Source organism: Streptomyces sp. RKAG290 (genome assembly GCF_023701695.1).
Taxonomy (GTDB): domain Bacteria; phylum Actinomycetota; class Actinomycetes; order Streptomycetales; family Streptomycetaceae; genus Streptomyces.
The window spans coordinates 1,377,990-1,395,909 of the sequence record NZ_JAJOZC010000001.1; the positions used below are offsets into that span (position 1 = coordinate 1,377,990).

At 72.3% G+C, this 17,920-nt stretch carries 12 protein-coding genes and 3 pseudogenes; 7 read left to right on the forward strand and 8 right to left on the reverse strand.

Features of this window, described 5'->3' with window-relative positions; genetic code table 11:
* The first annotated feature begins 193 nt into the window (after nt 1-193).
* Nucleotides 194-831 (forward strand): annotated as a pseudogene (locus LNW71_RS05880) (hypothetical protein).
* Between the two features lie 122 nt (nt 832-953).
* Here the strand turns inward: LNW71_RS05880 and recX are convergent.
* Nucleotides 954-1,702, reverse strand: a pseudogene (recX, locus tag LNW71_RS05885) (recombination regulator RecX).
* A gap of 3 nt (nt 1,703-1,705) precedes the next feature.
* Nucleotides 1,706-2,836, reverse strand: a complete 1,131-nt coding sequence (recA, locus tag LNW71_RS05890) for a recombinase RecA (RefSeq protein WP_250967272.1) — start codon at nt 2,834-2,836, stop codon at nt 1,706-1,708.
* Between the two features lie 265 nt (nt 2,837-3,101).
* Between recA and LNW71_RS05895 the strand changes: the two genes are divergently transcribed.
* Nucleotides 3,102-4,010 carry an SDR family oxidoreductase gene (locus LNW71_RS05895; protein ID WP_250967273.1) on the forward strand — a complete coding sequence of 303 codons (909 nt, stop codon included), beginning with the start codon at nt 3,102-3,104 and terminating at the stop codon, nt 4,008-4,010.
* A 30-nt stretch (nt 4,011-4,040) separates the two neighbouring features.
* Here LNW71_RS05895 and LNW71_RS05900 read toward each other — a convergent pair whose 3' ends face one another.
* Nucleotides 4,041-5,213, reverse strand: a complete 1,173-nt coding sequence (locus tag LNW71_RS05900; RefSeq protein ID WP_250971908.1) for an AI-2E family transporter — start codon at nt 5,211-5,213, stop codon at nt 4,041-4,043.
* A gap of 184 nt (nt 5,214-5,397) precedes the next feature.
* The gene (locus tag LNW71_RS05905; protein ID WP_250967274.1) at nt 5,398-5,592 is read right to left on the reverse strand and encodes a DUF3046 domain-containing protein; all 195 of its coding nucleotides are present in this window, start codon (nt 5,590-5,592) and stop codon (nt 5,398-5,400) included.
* A gap of 79 nt (nt 5,593-5,671) precedes the next feature.
* Here LNW71_RS05905 and LNW71_RS05910 point away from each other — a divergent pair, with 79 nt between their 5' ends.
* Nucleotides 5,672-6,583, forward strand: a complete 912-nt coding sequence (locus tag LNW71_RS05910) for a hypothetical protein (RefSeq protein ID WP_250967275.1) — start codon at nt 5,672-5,674, stop codon at nt 6,581-6,583.
* Nucleotides 6,584-6,592: 9 nt separating this feature from the next.
* Here the strand turns inward: LNW71_RS05910 and LNW71_RS36415 are convergent, their stop codons facing one another.
* Nucleotides 6,593-7,024 (reverse strand): helix-turn-helix domain-containing protein, encoded by a 432-nt coding sequence (locus LNW71_RS36415; protein ID WP_250967276.1) that lies wholly within the window; start codon nt 7,022-7,024, stop codon nt 6,593-6,595.
* Between the two features lie 119 nt (nt 7,025-7,143).
* Here LNW71_RS36415 and LNW71_RS05920 point away from each other — a divergent pair, with 119 nt between their 5' ends.
* From LNW71_RS05920 to LNW71_RS05930, 3 genes are all read left to right on the forward strand, one after another.
* Nucleotides 7,144-7,725: a hypothetical protein gene (locus LNW71_RS05920; RefSeq protein WP_250967277.1), complete on the forward strand. Its 582-nt coding sequence runs from the start codon at nt 7,144-7,146 to the stop codon at nt 7,723-7,725.
* 245 nt (nt 7,726-7,970) lie between these two features.
* On the forward strand, nt 7,971-9,362 hold the full coding sequence (locus LNW71_RS05925) for an alkyl sulfatase dimerization domain-containing protein (protein ID WP_250967278.1): 1,392 nt from the start codon (nt 7,971-7,973) through the stop codon (nt 9,360-9,362).
* Nucleotides 9,359-10,705: an MFS transporter gene (locus LNW71_RS05930; protein WP_250967279.1), complete on the forward strand. Its 1,347-nt coding sequence runs from the start codon at nt 9,359-9,361 to the stop codon at nt 10,703-10,705. Before LNW71_RS05925 ends, LNW71_RS05930 begins: the two co-directional genes overlap by 4 nt.
* 122 nt (nt 10,706-10,827) lie before the next feature.
* Here LNW71_RS05930 and LNW71_RS05935 read toward each other — a convergent pair whose 3' ends face one another.
* The 3 genes and pseudogenes from LNW71_RS05935 to LNW71_RS05945 form a co-directional block, all read right to left on the reverse strand.
* Entirely contained in the window at nt 10,828-11,133 is a 306-nt protein-coding gene (locus LNW71_RS05935; protein WP_250967280.1) for an AzlD domain-containing protein, read from the reverse strand.
* On the reverse strand, nt 11,130-11,930 hold the full coding sequence (locus LNW71_RS05940) for an AzlC family ABC transporter permease (protein WP_374119353.1): 801 nt from the start codon (nt 11,928-11,930) through the stop codon (nt 11,130-11,132). Before LNW71_RS05940 ends, LNW71_RS05935 begins: the two co-directional genes overlap by 4 nt.
* A gap of 10 nt (nt 11,931-11,940) precedes the next feature.
* Nucleotides 11,941-12,794, reverse strand: a pseudogene (locus LNW71_RS05945) (AraC family transcriptional regulator).
* Between the two features lie 230 nt (nt 12,795-13,024).
* Between LNW71_RS05945 and LNW71_RS05950 the strand changes: the two are divergent.
* Entirely contained in the window at nt 13,025-17,698 is a 4,674-nt protein-coding gene (locus tag LNW71_RS05950; protein ID WP_250967281.1) for a DEAD/DEAH box helicase, read from the forward strand.
* The last annotated feature ends 222 nt before the right edge of the window (nt 17,699-17,920 follow it).

Sequence of the window (17,920 nt, forward strand, 5' to 3'; positions counted from 1 at the left end):
CGGGATCCCCCCTACGCCGCGCACTCCCCGGCTCCGAGTCCCCGTCCGCCGCGCGCTCGCCGGCCCGGAATCCGCTCCCAGGCCCGGAATCCGTCGTGACACACCCGTATGGCCTCGCTCCGGTGGAGCGAACCCCGGGCGGGACGGACATTCGGCTCAACGACAAGGACCGCTATGCCGGGAGCCCGCACCGATGCCGACCACCGCACTCACCCCTGACGAGCTCGACGTCCAGGCCGCCCGTCTGCATGACACGGATGCGTGGCGGCAGATCGTCACGGGCTGGGACCTGACGACGCCGGAACCCGTACGTCCCGTGCCCCCGGACCGCACATCACAGGCGGCGCAGGGGGACCCGGCCGACTGGCGCGGGCTGCTGTCCGTCCCGGTCGGCCAGCTGATCGCCGACACCGTCCGCGCCCTGCCCGCCGCACCCCGCGCGAGCGCCCGCTCCCCGGGCGCCTCGGTGCGCTGCTGCCCGACCGGCTCCACTCCTGGCGGCGCATCGGACAGCCCGAGGTGCGGCCCTCCACGCATCTCGCCCATGCCCGGCAGATCCTGACCGAGTGGGGCTGGCAGAACACCCCGTACCGGCTCCGCAACGCGAGGGGCGCCCGTTGCGTCTGCGGCGCACTCCTCACGGCGCACCGCCTGGGCTACGGCTCGCTGGACACCGTCGACCGGGCGGGCGCCTGGCTGATCGCCGAACTCCGGTCCCAGGGCTGGACCGGGCTGATCGGGCCGTGGAACAGGTATCCGGGGCGCACCGCCGCGGATGCTGTGGCTCTGATCGACGCCACCATCACCCGCGCCGCCCGCGCCGGGCAGTGAGCCCGGAAAGCTCCTGACAACGCCGCGGCCCGGGTACGTCATGCCCTGTGCCTCCCCCGAGGGACACAGGTGGTCGGATCCGCAGCGCGGGTCCGCATGCCGGCCCGGTCGGAAAAGCCTGGTCAGAAGGGATCGTCCAGCCCTTCCGTGTCCTCGCCCTCTTCCTCCAGCGCCCGGCGCACCACACGCAGGGCCATTCCTTCGCCGTATCCCTTGCGGGCGAGCATCCCGGCAAGCCTGCGCAGGCGTTTGTCGCGCTCCAGCCCCGGGTGGAGCGGAGTTTGCGTGCGACGAGCTCGCGCGCCGTCTCCTCCTCCTGATCCGGGTCGAGCTGGCCGACGGCTTCGTCGATCACCGCCGCGTCCACCCCCTTGGTCCGCAGCTCACGGACGAGCGCCCGGCGGGCGAGCCCGCGGCCGTGGTGCCGGGATTCCACCCAGGCATCGGCGAACGCGGCATCGTCGATCAGTCCGACGTCCTCGAAGCGCGACAGCACTTGTTCGGCAACCTCGTCGGGGATCTCCCGTTTCCGCAGGGCGTCCGCAAGTTGTTTGCGGGTGCGTGCGGTCCCGGTGAGCAGTCGCAGGCAGATGTTGCGCGCCTGCTCGACCGGGTCTCGCGGCTCCCCCTTCTCGGCCCTCGACGAGGCAGGGGAGCCGCTGCTCCTGGAACGGGAGCGGGAACGGCGCCCGCTCCCCTCTCCGAACCCGGCGCCCGAACCCGCACCTCTGCCGAAGCCGGACCCGGTCGCCGGCTCGTGGGAGAGGTCGGATTCGGTATCGGATCCGGTGGTGTGTCCGGCGGCGGATTCGGGGCCGGGACCCGCGCCGGATTCGGCGGCGCTGCCCGGCCACTCCGTACGACGCGTCACGGTCTAGCTCTTGGCCGCCGCCGTCTTGGCCGGCTTGGCCTTGCCGGCCGCAGCGGGCACCGCCTTCGCCGCACCGTCGGCCGGAGCCGCGGCGGCTCCCGCCGCGTCCGCTCCGGGCTCTGCGGGCAGCGCCTCGGGGCGCACACCGACACCCAGCTTCTCCAGGATCTTCTTCTCGATCTCATTGGCGAGATCGGGGTTGTCCTTGAGGAAGTTGCGGGCGTTCTCCTTGCCCTGGCCGAGCTGGTCGCCCTCGTACGTGTACCAGGCGCCGGCCTTGCGCACGAAGCCGTTGTCCACGCCCATGTCGATCAGGCCACCCTCGCGGCTGATCCCGTGGCCGTAGAGGATGTCGAACTCGGCCTGCTTGAAGGGCGGCGCGACCTTGTTCTTGACGACCTTGACGCGGGTGCGGTTACCGACGGCGTCGGTGCCGTCCTTGAGCGTCTCGATCCGCCGGATGTCGAGGCGCACGGAGGCATAGAACTTGAGCGCACGGCCACCGGTGGTGGTCTCCGGCGAGCCGAACATCACGCCGATCTTCTCGCGGAGCTGGTTGATGAAGATCGCGGTGGTCTTGGACTGGTTGAGCGCGCTGGTGATCTTCCGGAGCGCCTGGCTCATCAGGCGGGCCTGCAGACCCACGTGCGAGTCACCCATCTCGCCCTCGATCTCCGCACGGGGCACCAGGGCCGCGACGGAGTCGATGACGATCAGGTCGAGGGCGCCCGAGCGGATCAGCATGTCCACGATCTCGAGGGCCTGCTCACCGTTGTCCGGCTGGGACAGGATGAGGTTGTCGATGTCGACACCGAGCTTTTTCGCGTACTCGGGGTCGAGGGCGTGCTCGGCGTCGATGAACGCCACCGTGCCGCCGAGCTTCTGCGCGTTCGCCACGGCGTGCAGCGTCAGCGTCGTCTTGCCGGAGGACTCCGGTCCGTACACCTCCACCACTCGGCCGCGCGGCAGACCGCCGACGCCGAGCGCGACGTCGAGCGCCGTCGATCCGGTGGGGATCACTTCGATGGGCTCGTTCGGCCGCTCGCCGAGGCGCATCACCGCGCCCTTGCCGAATTGCCGTTCAATCTGTGCGAGTGCGGCGTCCAACGCCTTCTCGCGGTCGTTACCTGCCATGGGTTCCACCCGATTTGCTTGAGTCGATCGCTTCACGTCAAAGACGCTAACCCCTGCCACTGACAATGGGCCTCGACGTCCTCCCGGCCTGTGGACAACTCCACGGTCGAGCCCGGCAAAACCCGGCCGGAATCCCATGAGAACGGATGTTCGATTTTGGTGTCAAGCGCACCACGCCACACCGACTCGCCCCAGGATAGCGCTTAACATCGGCTCTTAAGTGAGTCAAGGGCGCATGTGCGGCATCATGCTAGATTCCGGCTGCATGGGGACAAAAACGGCCGGAAGAGTCGCCCTGGTCGCCGGGGGCACCCGCGGCGCCGGCCGCGGCATCGCCGTTCAACTGGGTGCCGTCGGCGCGACCGTCTACGTCACCGGGCGGACCAGCGGATCCGTGCGCTCGGAAATGGACCGCCCCGAGACCATCGAGGAGACCGCGGCCCTCGTGGACGAGGCCGGCGGTCACGGCATCCCGGTCCGGGTGGACCACCTCGTGCCGGCGGAGGTCGAGGCGCTCGTGGCCCGTATCCGCAGGGAGCAGGGCCGGCTGCACCTGCTCGTCAACGACATCTGGGGAGCCCGCATCGAGTGGGACAGGCCGGTCTGGGAGTCCTCGCTGGACACGGGCCTGCACACGCTGCGGCTGGCGGTGGACACGCACGCCATCACCAGCCATTACGCGCTGCCGCTCCTCATCGAGGAACCCGGGGGCCTGGTGGTCGAGGTGACCGACGGGACGGATGAGTACAACGCCGCCCACTACCGGGTCTCCTTCTTCTACGACCTGGCCAAGGCGGCGGTGAACCGGATGGCGTTCGCGCTGGCGCACGAGCTGGAGCCGCACGGGGCGACCGCGGTCTCGCTCACGCCCGGCTGGCTGCGCTCCGAAGCGATGCTGGAGGCCCATGGCGTCACCGAGGCGAACTGGCGCGAGGCGATCGCGCACGCCCCGCACTTCGCCATCTCCGAGAGCCCGGCCTTCGTCGGCCGTGCGGTGGCCGCGCTGGCGCAGGACCCCCGGGTGTCGCGCTGGAACGGGCGTTCGCTGTCCAGCGGTCAGCTGGCGAAGGTGTACGGCTTCACCGATCTCGACGGCAGCAGCCCCGATGCCTGGAGGTATGTCACCGAGGTCCAGGACCCGGGCCTGCCGGCCGACGTGACGGGCTACCGCTGACGCCGGCGCCCCGGCCGTGGCTCCGCACCCTCAGGAGCGCGGCTGTGGGTCCTGCGGCTCCTCGTCCGTCCCCTGACCCTCGTCGTCACCCTCCGGGGTGTGCCAGAGCCGGCGCAGCCGCACCGACAGCGGCTCGCCGCGCCGCTGGTGGTGGTGCCCGTGCACCCGCGGGTCGTCCGTGACGGCGTATCGCTTCACATAGGCGAGGAGGAAGGCCTGCAGCGTGGCCACGGCCGGGATGGCGATCAGTGCGCCGACGGCGCCCATCAGCGCCGTACCCGCGATCACCGAGCCGAAGGCGACCGCCGGGTGGATGTCCACGGTCTTGGAGGTGAGCTTGGGCTGCAGCACGTAGTTCTCGAACTGCTGGTACACCACGACGAATCCGAGGACCCACAGGGCGTACCAGGGGTTGACGGTGAAGGCGATCAGCATCGGCAGCGCGCCCGCCAGGTACGTGCCGATGGTCGGGATGAACTGCGAGACGAGACCGACCCAGACAGCGAGCGCCGGCGCGTACGGCACCCCGAGGGCTGCCAGCAGGATGTAGTGCGCCACTCCGGAGATGAGCGCCATCAGTCCGCGCGAGTACAGATATCCGCCGGTCTTGGCGACCGCGATCTCCCAGGCCCGCAGCACCTCGGCCTGGCGGGCGGGCGGGAGGACGGAGCACAGTCCGCGGCGCAGCCGGGGCCCGTCGGCCGCGAAGTAGAACGAGAACAGGAAGATCGTCAGCAGCCGGAACAGGCCGCCGAGAACCGTGGTCGACACGTCGAGCACACCGGTCGCGCTGTTCTGGACGTACTTCTGCAACCAGTCGGAGTGCAGCAGGCTGTCCTGCACCTCGACCCGGGAGAGTTCCGTGTGGAAGGTCTGGTTGACCCACTTGATCACCGAGTCGAGGTACTGCGGGAAGTCCTCGACCATGTCGACGATCTGCCCCGCGAGCATCGAGCCGAGCAGCACGACGAAGCCCGCGCCGGCGACCAGTACGCCGAGGAAGACCAGGAACGTCGCGAGGCCCCGGCGCATGCCGGCAGCCGACATACGGCTCACCGCGGGCTCTATGGCGAGCGCCAGGAAGAAGGCGATCAGCACGTTGATCAGCAGCCCGATGAGCTGGTCGAACGCCCAGCTGCCGAGCCGGAAGCAGGCGTAGAGCGCCAGGGCGAGCACCATGGCGCGCGGCAGCCAGCCGGGCATGCGGACCGGGCCGGTGCCGGACGGCGGGGCGGGTGGCACGGCCGGCGGGACGGGCGGGGTGCGGGGCGGCTGGGTCTGAGCGGACTCGTCTGTCGGTGCCACGGGGCCAGTCTCGCCTACGCCTGTGACAACCCGGCGCGCGCCCCGGGTAAGGGACCGCCGAATCAGCGCGTCGAGCCGGGCCTCAGCGCTTGTCCGCGGGGATGCCCACCGCCGTGCAGACTCCGCGCCAGACGTCCTTGGTCTCCCAGCCTGCGGCCAGCGCCTCGTGCACCGTGCGCCCGCCGAGCTCGGCCATCACGTGGTCGCGCGCGAAGGAGTCGGCGTAGCCGGCGCCGAAATGGTCCGCCATCCGTTCCCAGAAAATCGTCAACCGCATGCCTTCAGTATCCCGCTCCTGAGAGTGCAGCCGGGCCGCCTGCCCTTCCCCGGAGCGCTCACCGGCCTACGGTCGGTCCATGGCTGGAACCGGAGAAAACACCCTCAATCGTGCCGAGCAGTTCATCTGGCTCACCGCCCGCGTCTTAGAACAGCGGCGGTTCGCACATCACTTTATGAAAGGAAGTGCGGACGCCGTGGAAACGGCACTCGCCGCGTATCTCAATGAGGACGGCGGGTACGGGCACGCGCTCGAACCCGATCTGCGCGGCCCCGTCAGCCAGCCGCTGCACACGGCCCACGCCCTGAGCGTCCTCGACTCCATCGGCCGGTGCAGCGGTCTCCGGGTGGAGCGGATCTGCCGGTTCCTCACCGATGTGTCCACCAAAGAGGGCGCGCTGCCCGCCCTCCTTCCGACGCAACGCGGCTACCCGGCCGCGCCGTTCATCCCGATCGTCGACGATCCGCCGGCCGAGCTGCTGGCGACCGGACCCGTCGTCGGGCTGCTGCACCGCAACGCCGTGTGGCACGCCTGGCTGTTCCGGGCCACCGACTTCTGCTGGGCGGCCGTCGACGGACTGCGGACCTCGCACCCGTACGAGATCGAGGCCGCCGTCGCCTTTCTCGACGGTGCGCCGGACCGGCCGCGGGCCGAGGCCGCCGCCGACCGGCTGGGGCGCCTGATGCGCGATCAGCGGCTCGCCGTACTGGATCCGGAGCAGCGTGCGCAGTACCCGGTGGCGGCCGGTTACGCGCCGGGTGAGCAGCACTTCCCGTACGACTACGCCCGTGGTCCCGAGTCGCTGGCGCGCCGGTGGTTCACCGACGCCGAGATGGATCTCGCGCTGGACCACCTGGCTGCCGGGCAGGAGACGGACGGCGGCTGGCCGGTGACCTGGCGGCAGTGGGCTCCGGGGACGGCGCTGGAGGGGCGTCCCCTGGTCACGCTCAGGGCGCTGCAGACGCTGCGGGCACACGGGCGCCTCGACTGATTGGCACCCTCAGCCGCTGCCGTGGGCCCCGTGCTCGTGGCCGGTGTCGTGCAGCAGCAGGGCCGCGATGGCGAGCGCGGTGCCGCGCGGCGATGCCAGATCGAGCCCGGTCAGCTCGGCGAGCCGGGCGAGCCGGTTGTCGACGGTGTTGGGATGGAGCCCCAGCAGCGCCGCGGTGAGGCGCCGGTCCTGCTGCTGCGCCAGGTGGGTCCGCAGGGTCCGCAGGAGCTCGGGCCGGGCGGCGACCGGGTCGAGCAGCGCCGCGATCCGCCGGCTGCTGGGGCCGGGGCGCGACAGATGGAATTCCAGGAGTACGTCGTCGAGGCCGTGCACGGCGGGCGGCAGCCCGCAGACGCGTGCGATCCGCAGGATTTCCGTGGCGGTGCGGGAGGCCTCGGGCACCGCCTCGGGCGTCGCGGCCGCGACCGCGGCGATCCGCACCTCGGCCCGCAGGCGCGGGACAGACGCGGGGCGAGGTCGTCCGGTGGTTCGCAGTCCCCCGGTACGACGGCCCGTCCGGCGTCCGCGTCGAACAGGAAGAGCAGTTCCGTACCGAAGGTGTGATCCAGCACCGTCTGGATCCGCCGCATCCGGCGCCGCACGGTCACCGGACTGCCGCCGTCGGGCCCGCCGGGTCCGGCATCCGGCCCGTCGGCCGGCTCCAGGACGACGGCGAGCACCAGCGCGGGCCCGTCCAGGCCGAGTTCCTCCAGCAGGGCGTTCCCGGGCTCCAACGCCCCGTCGAGGAAGCCGCGCACCAGGGAGCGGCGGCGCTCGCGCTGTTCCGCCTCCAGCGCGGAACGCTCGTCCATGTAGGTCTCGGCCACGGTGCCGAGGAGGGAATGGTGAGACTGGAGCAGCAGGTCGACGAGCTCGATCAGCGCGCCCTCCTCGCCGGGTTCCGAGGCCTCACGGAGTGCCTGCCACAGGACGTACACGCCGAGTGCGTGGGTGCGCAGCAGCAGATGCAGCGGCATCCCCTCCTCGGCGCGCTGGGCGGCCCGCTCGCGGAACAGCCGCAGCCCGCCCGGGCCGGGGTGCGGTTCGCTGGCCCGGCGCAGGAAGAGGCGCACCCCGTGCCGGGCGGTGGCGGCGATCTCCAGGTCCTTCACGTCGTCGGGGAGCTCCGCGTACCCCGGTAGCTGCTCGAAGGAGTCACGGGCCATGTGCCGGGCCAGCTCGTTGACCCTGGGCTCGCATCGCAGGGCGAGTGCCCTGGCCGCGTCGGACAGTGGCATGGCTGTTCTCCCGCGTTCCGAAGGTCCTTGTGACACGTCACAGTAAGCAACTTCCGACGGTGTGACGAGGACGGGTGTCGGAGGTCACCGCAGGGGCCGAGACTCGGGTTTCCGGCGATCCGCCGCACAGCACCGAAGGAGCCGCAGGTATGACCGAGCACAAGCCGACGGACTATCTCAGCTATATCGACCGGGTGTGGCAGGGCGAGGACACACTGCTGGCGCATCTGTCCGGGGCGTACTCGGGCGCCGAGCTGGTGCCGGTACGCGACCGGGTCGGCTTCCTGCCCGCCTTCGCCAACGTGGCGGTCTTCGACACGGGGGACGGGCTGGTCCTGGTGGACTCCGGTGACATCCGCACCGCCCGCCCGCTGCACGAGGCGGTCCGGGCCTTCAGCGGGCAGCCGGTCAGCACGGTCGTCTACACCCACGGCCATGTCGACCATGTCTTCGGTGTCGCGCCGTTCGACGCGCAGGCGGACAGCGAGGGCAGGGAGCGGCCCGAGGTCATCGCGCACGAGGCCGTCACCGCCCGGTTCGACCGCTACGTCAGCACGGCCGGCTACAACTCCTGGATCAACCGGAAGCAGTTCGGCGTACCGTCGCTCAACTGGCCGTCCACCTACCGCTACCCCGACACCACCTACCGGGAGCGGATGACCGTCCGGCGCGGAGACCTGACCTTCGAGCTGGTGCACGCCAAGGGGGAGACGGACGACAGCACCTATGTGTGGATCCCCGAGCTCAAGACCCTGTGCACGGGTGACCTGTTCATCTGGAACACGCCGAACGCGGGCAACCCCCAGAAGGTGCAGCGGTATCCGGAGGAATGGGCGCGCGCGCTGCGCGCCATGCAGGAGCTGGGCGCCGAACTGCTCCTTCCCGGACACGGGGTGCCGATCGTCGGCAGGGACCGCGTCCACCGGGCTCTCGACGACACCGCGCGTCTCCTGGAGTCGCTCTGTGAGCAGACCAGGGCCCTGATGAACGCCGGCCACCGGCTCGACGCCGTGCTGCACGGTGTGCGGGTGCCGCAGGAACTGCTGGAGAAGCCCTACCTGCATCCCGCCTACGACGAGCCGGAGTTCGTCGTGCGGAACCTGTGGCGGCTGTGGGGCGGCTGGTACGACCAGAACCCGGCCCACCTCAAGCCGGCCCCGGACGCGGCGGTCGCCGCCGAGTACGCCGCCGCGGCGGGCGGTGCGTCCGTGCTGGCGCTGCGGGCGGTGGAGCTGCTGGCCGACGGTGAGCTGCGGCTCGCCTCACATCTGGCGGAGACCGCCGCGCTGGCGGCTCCGGCCGACGTGGAGGTGGCCCGGATCCGGGCCCGGGTGTACGCCAGGCGGGCGACGGCCGAGACCTCGACCATGGCCCGCGGGGTGTTCAACTGGGCGGCTGCCGAATCGGCTGCGGTGGCCGAGGGCACCGACGTGGAGACGGAGCTGACGCGCTCCCCGGAGGGCCGCAGGCGCGCGGCCGGAATGATCAGCGTCGGTGTCGCGGACGACGACGCGTGCGGTTGCGGCGGGGAGGACGGGTGAGCGCCACCGCCGGAGCGGCGGCGCTGCCCGCCGAGGCAGCGGGGGCAGAGCTGCGGCGGGGTGCCTGGGGCACCACCTGGCTGCTGCTCACCTTCATGCTGGTGAACTTCGCGGACAAGACCGTCATGGGACTGGCCGCCGACCCGATCCGCGACGAACTGGGACTGACCCGGGGTGAATTCGGCACGGCGCAGTCCGCGTTCTTCGCCCTGTTCAGCCTGGCCGCCCTCGGGGTGTCGTTCCTGACCCGCCGGGTCCGTACGACGGTGCTGCTGCTCGGGATGGCCCTGCTGTGGTCGGTGGCGCAGCTGCCGATGCTGCTCGGGGCCGCCGGCTTCGGCACGCTCGTGGTGACGCGGGTGCTGCTGGGCGCCGCGGAGGGGCCGTCCGCACCCGTGGCGGTGCACCATCTGCACGGCTGGTTCGGGCAGCGGGAGCGGACCCTGCCGACCGCTGTGCTGATGGTCGGCGCGGCGGGCGGGGTGGCGGTGTCCGCTCCGCTGCTCACCGTGGTGATCGGCGCGTGGGGATGGCGGTGGGCCTTCGGCATCGTCGGGCTCGTCGGCCTCGTCTGGGCGGTGTGCTGGTACGTGCGGGGCGAGGAGGGACCGCTCGCGCCGCCGCTCGGCAGGCGGTCCCCGTCATCCGCGGCCGGCGACGGGGGCGGCGCGTCCGTGCCCTACCGTCGGCTGCTGCTCTCCGGCACCTGGCTGACGGCCGCCTTCGGCGCTTTCGCCGCCTACTGGCTGCTCTCCGCCGGGCTGACCTGGGCACCGGACTATCTTCACGAGGTCTCGGGGCTGAGCCTGCAGCAGTCGGGTGCGGTGGTGACGGCGACCGCCGTGGGCAACGCGGTGGTACTGCTGAGCCATGGGCTGCTCGCCAGGCGCGCCTCCAGGAAGGGCAGGGCGCCCAGGCTGCCGGTGGGGCTCGGCGGCGGTCTTGTGATGTGCCTGGCCGCCGTCTCGATCGCCGCGTTCGCCGAAGTGGACGCGGTGGGCGTGAAGATCGCGCTGATGGTCGGACCGATGGCGCTGACGAATGTGATCCTTACGGTGTCGCAGACGGCCGTCGCACGAATCACCCCCGCCGGCCAGCGCGGGGTGGCGCTGGGCGCCCTGGCGTTCGTCTACGCCCTGGCCGGCGTCCTCTCGCCGCTGGTCACCGGCCGGATGGTGGACGGGGCCTCCTCGGTCCCCGCCGGTTACCGCAGCGCGTATCTGCTGATGGCCGCGCTGGTCGCGGTCGCCGGGGTGCTCGCCGTCTGTTTCCTGCGGCCGGAGAGCGACGCGGCGCGGCTGGACGTGCCGGAGACGCCGGGCGCCGGGCCGCCGGTGCACTGACCGGTATCCGCCGCGGTGCCCTCGGTAAGGGGCTCGGTCCACTGGACCGAGCCCCTTACCCACGTGTTCCGATCAGCCGTGATGTCTCTCGTCCGGATCCGGCCTGATCCAAGCGAGAGGCACTAGCCGAGGGCGCGCACTCCGGCGGTGACTGCCACGGCCACGCCCACCACCACGAGGAAGGGCGCGCGCAGGACGAGGGCGAGGGCCGCGGCGGCGAGGCCGGCGCCCCTGGCGTCCAGGACCAGTTGCTGCCCGTCGCCGAAGGTCTGCTGCGCGGTCAGGGCGGCCAGAAGGGCCACTGGCAGGAGCGCGGCCAGGCGCTGCACGACGGGGCGCTCCAGGGCGCCGGCGGGCACCAGGAGACCGAGGAGCTTGGCGAGGTAGCAGCCCGCGGTGGTCAGTGCGATGGCGATCCAGACGTTCATCGGCCGTCCTTCGACGTGGTCGTGCTCGAGTTCTTCGCTTCCGGTGCGCCCGGCCCCTTGCCACGTCCCCTCATGAAGAGGACGACGGGCGCCGCGAGGGCGGCCACCAGGACGGGAACCCCCGCCGGCAGTACCGGCAGCAGGCCGAGGACGAGCAGCACCGCGAGCGCGCCGGTGACGCGCTCCGTCGTGGTCTTGAGCATCGGCGCGAGCAGGGCGAGGAAGACGGCGGGACTGGCCGCGTCCAGCCCCCAGGCGTCGGTGTCGCCGAGCGCCTCGGCGCCCAGGGCTCCGACCAGGGTGGTGAGGTTCCACAGCACGTAGAGCGTGAGCCCGGTGACGGTGAAGCCGATCCGGGCGGCCCGCCGGGTGGGCTGGGGCAGCGTCACGGCCGTCGTCTCGTCGATGACCCATTGCGCGGCGAAGGGGCGCACCGCGCGCGGGAGGGCGAGCAGCTGGGACAGCCGCAGGCCGTAGAACGAGTTGCGTACGCCGAGGAAGAAGGCGCCGGCGGCCGCGGTGTACGGATTGCCGCCTGCGGCGAGGGCGCCGACGAGGGCGAACTGGGAGGCGCCGGTGAAGACGAGAAGGCTGAGCGCGCAGGTCTGCAGCAGGCTCAGCCCGGAGCCGGCCGAGGTGACGCCGAAGGCGAAGCCGGAGAGTCCGACGGCTATGCCGACACCGAGCGCGTCACGCACGACGGCCGCGTCCGGCTTGGCCTCGGCGGTGATCATGCTGCCGTCGGCCTGACCGGCCGGTTCGCCGGCTCTCTGAAGGGGTGCTGTCTGTTCTGCCACGCCCGGAACGCTACCCGGGCGGTTCGGGGCCGGTCTTGTACGTTCTTGCACGTTCGCGCTGGTAGGCGCCCGGGGGCACACCGACGATCCGGGTGAAGTGACGGTTGAGATGGGGCTGGTCGGTGAAGCCGACCTCGGCCGCGGCCACCGCGGGGGCCGTGCCCGCGTCGAGCATCCGGCGCGCACGCCGGACCCGGGCGTCGGTCAGCCAGGTGTGCGGGGGCATTCCGTACTGCTTCTTGAAGGCCCTCAGCAGGGCGAACGGGCTCGTGCCGAGCTCGGTGGCCAGCGCCTCCAGCGTGGGCGGCCCGGCCATCCTGCTCTCCAGCACGGCACGGGCCCGCACGGCGCCCCGCGCGCCCGCCGCCCGGGGTCCGGGCGTGGGAAGTATGCTGCCGTGCCGGGTGAGCAGGCGCGTGACCATGACGCGCAGCACAGTGTCCGCGGCGAGCGCGTTGCCCTCCTCGGCCGCGCGGTGGACCTCCCTGATCAGCCCGGCCGCGTACGGATCGACCACGCTGGTCTCCGTGAAGCCGACCGTGCCGCGCAGGCCGGTCGTATCGGCCGCGATGGCGTTGATCACCTGTGCGGACGGGTAGAGCGTGGCGTACACCCACCCTCGGGGGCGCCGGCGCGAGCGGTGTGCGGGACCTCCGGGTTGATCATGACGACGGTGCCGGGACCTGCGTGGACGGTTCCGCCGGGCAGCCCCACGTCCTCGATGCCGTGGCTGATGGTGCCGAACACATAGCCCTCGTGGCTGTGGCGCGGGAAGGTGTGGCGGACGTAGCGGGCCCGCAGCAGATCGAGGTCGGGCAGTTCCGCGTACTGCCAGTACCTCGCCCACTCCGCCGGTCCCGCCATATCCGAATTCTCGCAGCTTCCGGCGGAGATCACCGATCGTGGTCGCGCCGCCGGCTCGCGGGGTTCGAGCAAGGGGATCGGCGTCGGGGCGACGTCGTCCGCCGGAGGCAGCGGCCGGAGCGTGATCGCCGGCGCCGCTCGTCGGGCGGCGTCACGACAGCTCTCGCTGCGCCGCCCCTGCTCCCACCGTCCTCACGGCCGTTGTCAGTGGCGGGGTGCACGATGGGGACATGACCGGCTCCGCACTCGATTCCTTCTCCCCCGCGACCCGCAGTTGGTTCACGGGGGCCTTCAGCGCGCCGACGGCCGCGCAGGAGGGCGCCTGGCGGGCGATCGGGGCCGGGTCGGACGTCCTGGTCGTCGCACCGACCGGATCGGGCAAGACCCTGGCCGCCTTCCTCGCCGCCCTGGACCAGCTGACCGCGGTCCCGCCGCCCGCCGAGCCGAAGAAGCGCTGCCGGGTGCTCTACGTGTCACCGCTCAAGGCCCTCGCGGTCGACGTCGAACGCAATCTCCGCTCCCCGCTGACCGGCATCCGCCAGGAGTCGGTGCGCCTCGGGCTGCCCGAACCCGAGGTACGGGTGGGAATCCGCTCGGGCGACACGCCGCCAGCCGAGCGCCGCTCCATGGCGACCCGGCCCCCGGACATCCTGATCACCACCCCCGAGTCCCTGTTCCTGATGCTGACCTCCTCGGCCCGGGAGGCACTGGCGGGAATCGAGACGGTGATCCTGGACGAGGTGCACGCCGTCGCGGGCACCAAGCGGGGCGCCCACCTCGCTCTCTCCCTGGAGCGTCTCGACGAGCTGCTGGCGCGCCCGGCCCGCCGCATCGGCCTGTCCGCCACGGTCCGCCCGGTCGACGAAGTGGCACGGTTCCTCTCCCCGCAGCGCAGGGTGGAGATCGTCCAGCCGACGTCCACCAAGCAGTTCGATCTGTCGGTGGTCGTGCCGGTCGAGGACCTCGGTGAGCTCGGCGGCTCCCCCGCCGCCGACACGGACTCCGCGGGCCAGGCCGACAAGCCGTCGATCTGGCCGCACGTGGAGGAGCGGATCGCCGATCTCGTCCAGGCGCACCGCTCCACCATCGTCTTCGCCAACTCCCGCCGCCTCGCGGAGCGGCTCTGCAACCGCCTCAACGAGATCGCGTACGAGCGGGCCACCGGCGAGACCATGCCGGAGGCCCACTCACCGGCCGAGATCATGGCCGAGTCGGGCGCCGCGAAGGGTGCGCCCGCCCTGCTCGCGCGGGCGCACCACGGATCGGTCTCCAAGGAGCAGCGCGCCCAGGTCGAGGAGGACCTCAAGGCGGGCCGGCTGCCCGCGGTGGTCGCCACCTCCAGCCTGGAGCTGGGCATCGACATGGGCGCCGTCGACCTGGTGATCCAGGTCGAGTCACCGCCGTCGGTCGCCTCCGGGCTGCAGCGGGTCGGCCGGGCCGGACACCAGGTGGGCGCGGTGTCCACCGGCGTCGTCTTCCCGAAGTACCGCGGCGACCTGGTGCAGGCCGCGGTGGTCACCGAGCGGATGCGCGAGGGCTCCATCGAGGCGCTCCGCATCCCGTCCAATCCACTGGACGTGCTGGCCCAGCAGTTGGTCGCGATGGTCGCGCTGGACAGCTGGCAGGTGGACGACCTGCTGGCCGTGACCCGCCGGGCAGCCCCTTTCGCCTCGCTGCCGGAGTCGGCGTTCACCGCCGTGCTCGACATGCTGGCCGGCCGCTATCCGTCCGACGCCTTCGCCGAGCTGCGCCCCCGCGTGGTCTGGGACCGCGTCGCCGGCACGGTCACGGGACGACCCGGCGCCCAGCGGCTCGCCGTCACGTCCGGCGGCACCATCCCCGACCGCGGACTCTTCGGGGTCTTCCTCGCGGGCGCCGACCCCAAGAAGGGCGGCGGCCGGGTCGGTGAGCTGGACGAGGAGATGGTGTACGAGTCCAGGGTGGGCGATGTCTTCACGCTGGGCACCACGTCCTGGCGGATCGAGGACATCACCCGCGACCGGGTCCTGGTGTCACCGGCGCCCGGCGTTCCGGGCCGGCTGCCGTTCTGGAAGGGCGACCAGCTCGGACGTCCGCTGGAGCTGGGCCGTGCGCTGGGCGCGTTCCTCCGCGAGCTCGGCGGGCTGTCCCCGCAGGACGCGCGGCAACGCCTGCTGGCCGCGGGCCTCGACACGTGGGCCGTGGACAACGTGCTGTCCTACATCGACGAACAGCGCCGGGCCTGTGGCCATGTACCGGACGACCGGACCATCCTCGTCGAGCGGTTCCGTGACGAGCTGGGCGACTGGCGCGTCGTCGTGCATTCCCCGTTCGGCGCCCAGGTGCACGCTCCGTGGGCGCTCGCCCTCAGCGCCCGTCTCGCGGAGCGGTACGGCATGGACGCCCAGGTCATGCATGCCGACGACGGCATCGTGCTCAGGCTGCCGGACGCCGACATGATGGGCCTGGACCTCCTCGACTTCGACCCGGTGGACCCGGCTCGGGGCGCCGACCCGGACGGCGGGACACCGGCCCCGCTGTCGAACGCCGCGCACGACAGCGATCAGCCTCCGGTCGGTGCCGCCGACGTGGCCTTCGACCAGGGCGAGATCGCTCAGATCGTCACCGACCAGGTCGGTGGTTCCGCCCTGTTCGCCTCCCGGTTCCGCGAGTGCGCGGCCCGGGCGCTGCTGCTGCCCCGGCGCAGTCCCGGCAAGCGCACACCACTCTGGCAGCAGCGGCAGCGGGCCGCCCAGCTCCTCCAGGTCGCCTCCGAGTTCGGCTCCTTCCCCATCGTTCTCGAGGCGGTCCGTGAATGCCTCCAGGACGTCTTCGACGTCCCCGGGCTCACGGAGGTGATGGGCGACCTGGAAGCACGCCGGATCCGCCTGGTCGAGGTGACGACCCAGGAACCCTCGCCGTTCGCACGCTCGCTCCTGTTCGGCTACGTCGCACAGTTCCTGTACGAGGGCGACTCGCCCCTCGCCGAGCGGCGGGCCGCCGCACTGTCCCTGGACTCCCATCTCCTGGCCGAGCTGCTGGGCCAGGCGGAGCTGCGCGAACTGCTCGACGCCGATGTCCTGACCGAGCTGGAGCAGGAGCTCCAGTGGCTGGCCGAGGACCGCCGCATCAAGGACGTCGAAGGCGTCGCCGATCTGCTGCGGGTCCTCGGCCCGCTCACCGACACCGAGCTGGCCGAACGCGGGGCCGAACCGCCGTGGGCGCAGGAGCTGGCGTCGGCCCGCCGGGCCATCCGGGTCCGGATCGGCGGCGACGAGCACTGGGCGGCGATCGAGGACGCGGGCCGGCTGCGCGACGCCCTCGGCACAGCGCTCCCGGTCGGCGTCCCGGAGGCGTTCACTGAACCGGTCAAGGACCCGCTCGGCGACCTCCTGGCCCGCTACGCCCGTACGCACGGACCGTTCACCTCCACCGGGGCGGCAGCCCGCTTCGGTCTCGGCACCGCCGTCACCGACGGTGCGCTGCAACGGCTGGCCGCCTCCGGCCGGATCGTCCAGGGAGAGTTCCATCCGGCCGGCATCGGCCAGGAGTGGTGCGACGCCACCGTCCTGCGGCGGCTGCGACGCCGCTCGCTCGCCGCGCTCCGTCATGAGCTGGAGCCGGTGCCGCCTGCCGCTCTGGCAGGTTTCCTCCCCCAGTGGCAGCATCTCGGCAACAACAGCCTGCGCGGAATCGACGGACTGGCCCGCGCCATCGAGCAGTTGCAGGGCGCCCCGGTCCCCGCGTCCGCTCTGGAGAAGCTGGTCCTGCCCAGCCGGGTCACCGGCTACTCCCCCGCGCTCCTCGACGAACTGACCACTACCGGCGAGGTCGTCTGGGCCGGTGCGGGCGCCCTCCCCGGCAAGGACGGCTGGCTCTCCCTCTACCTGGCCGACAGCGCGCCCCTGCTCCTGGCACCCCCACGCCCGCTCGAACTCAGTGCGCTGCACGAATCCGTACTCACCGCCCTGACCGGCGGATACGGGCTCTTCTTCCGCCAGATCGCCGATCAGGTCCGGGCCACCACCCACCCGGACTGCACCGATCCCCAGCTGGCGGACGCCGTCTGGGACCTGACCTGGTCGGGCCGGCTCACCAACGACACGCTCGCCCCGCTGCGTTCGCTCCTCGGCTCCGGACGCACGGCCGGAGCAACGGCGCACCGCGCCAAGCGGAATGTCCCGCGTGGCCGTTACGGCTCGCTGACAGCCGCGGCCCGTCCCGCCTCGCGCACCGGCCCGCCCACGGTGTCGGGCCGCTGGTCCCTGCTGCCTGCCATCGAACCGGACCCCACGCACCGGGCCCACGCCCTGGCCCGCACCCTGCTGGACCGGCACGGCGTGGTGACCCGCGGCGCGGTCCAGGCCGAGGGCGTGGAAGGCGGCTTCTCCGCCGCGTACCGCGTGCTGTCCGTCTTCGAGGACAACGGGCAGGCGCGCCGCGGCTATGTCGTCGAGGGGCTGGGGGCCGCGCAGTTCGCCATGGACGGCGCCGTGGACCGGCTGCGTGCCGCCTCCACCGCCCGCGACCGTACGGAACCGGGCGCGACTCCTCGCGTCCTGGTGCTCGCCGCGGCCGACCCGGCCAATGCCTATGGCGCGGCCCTGCCCTGGCCCGAGCCGCCGGACGGGGCCGGGCACAAGCCGGGCCGCAAGGCGGGCTCCCTCGTGGTCCTGGTCGACGGCGAACTGACGCTGTACATGGAACGCGGCGGCAAGACACTGCTGGCGTGGACGACCGATCCGGACGACCCCGCACTCCGGGCGGCGGCAGGAGCCCTGGCCGCCGCGGCCCGCGCCGGAGCCCTCGGCACGGTCACCGTGGAGCGCACCAACGGCGCCTCGGCCCTGACCTCGCCGCTGGGCCGCACCCTGGAATCTGCCGGATTCCTCGCCACCCCGAGAGGCCTCCGCCTCCGCGCCTGACCCCCACACACCCCCGCTGGAATCGGGTCGGGTTCCTCGCCACCCCAAGAGCACTCCGCCTCCCGCCCCAGCCCCGCACACCCGCGCCGGAAGCGACCGGCTTCCTCGCCACCTCAAGAGCGCGCCGCCTCCGCAGAGCCCTCCGCCTCCGCGCCTGCCCCGCGCACCCGGGCGGCCACAATCCCCCACCGGCAGCCCGCAGCCCGCAGGCATCTGCCCCAG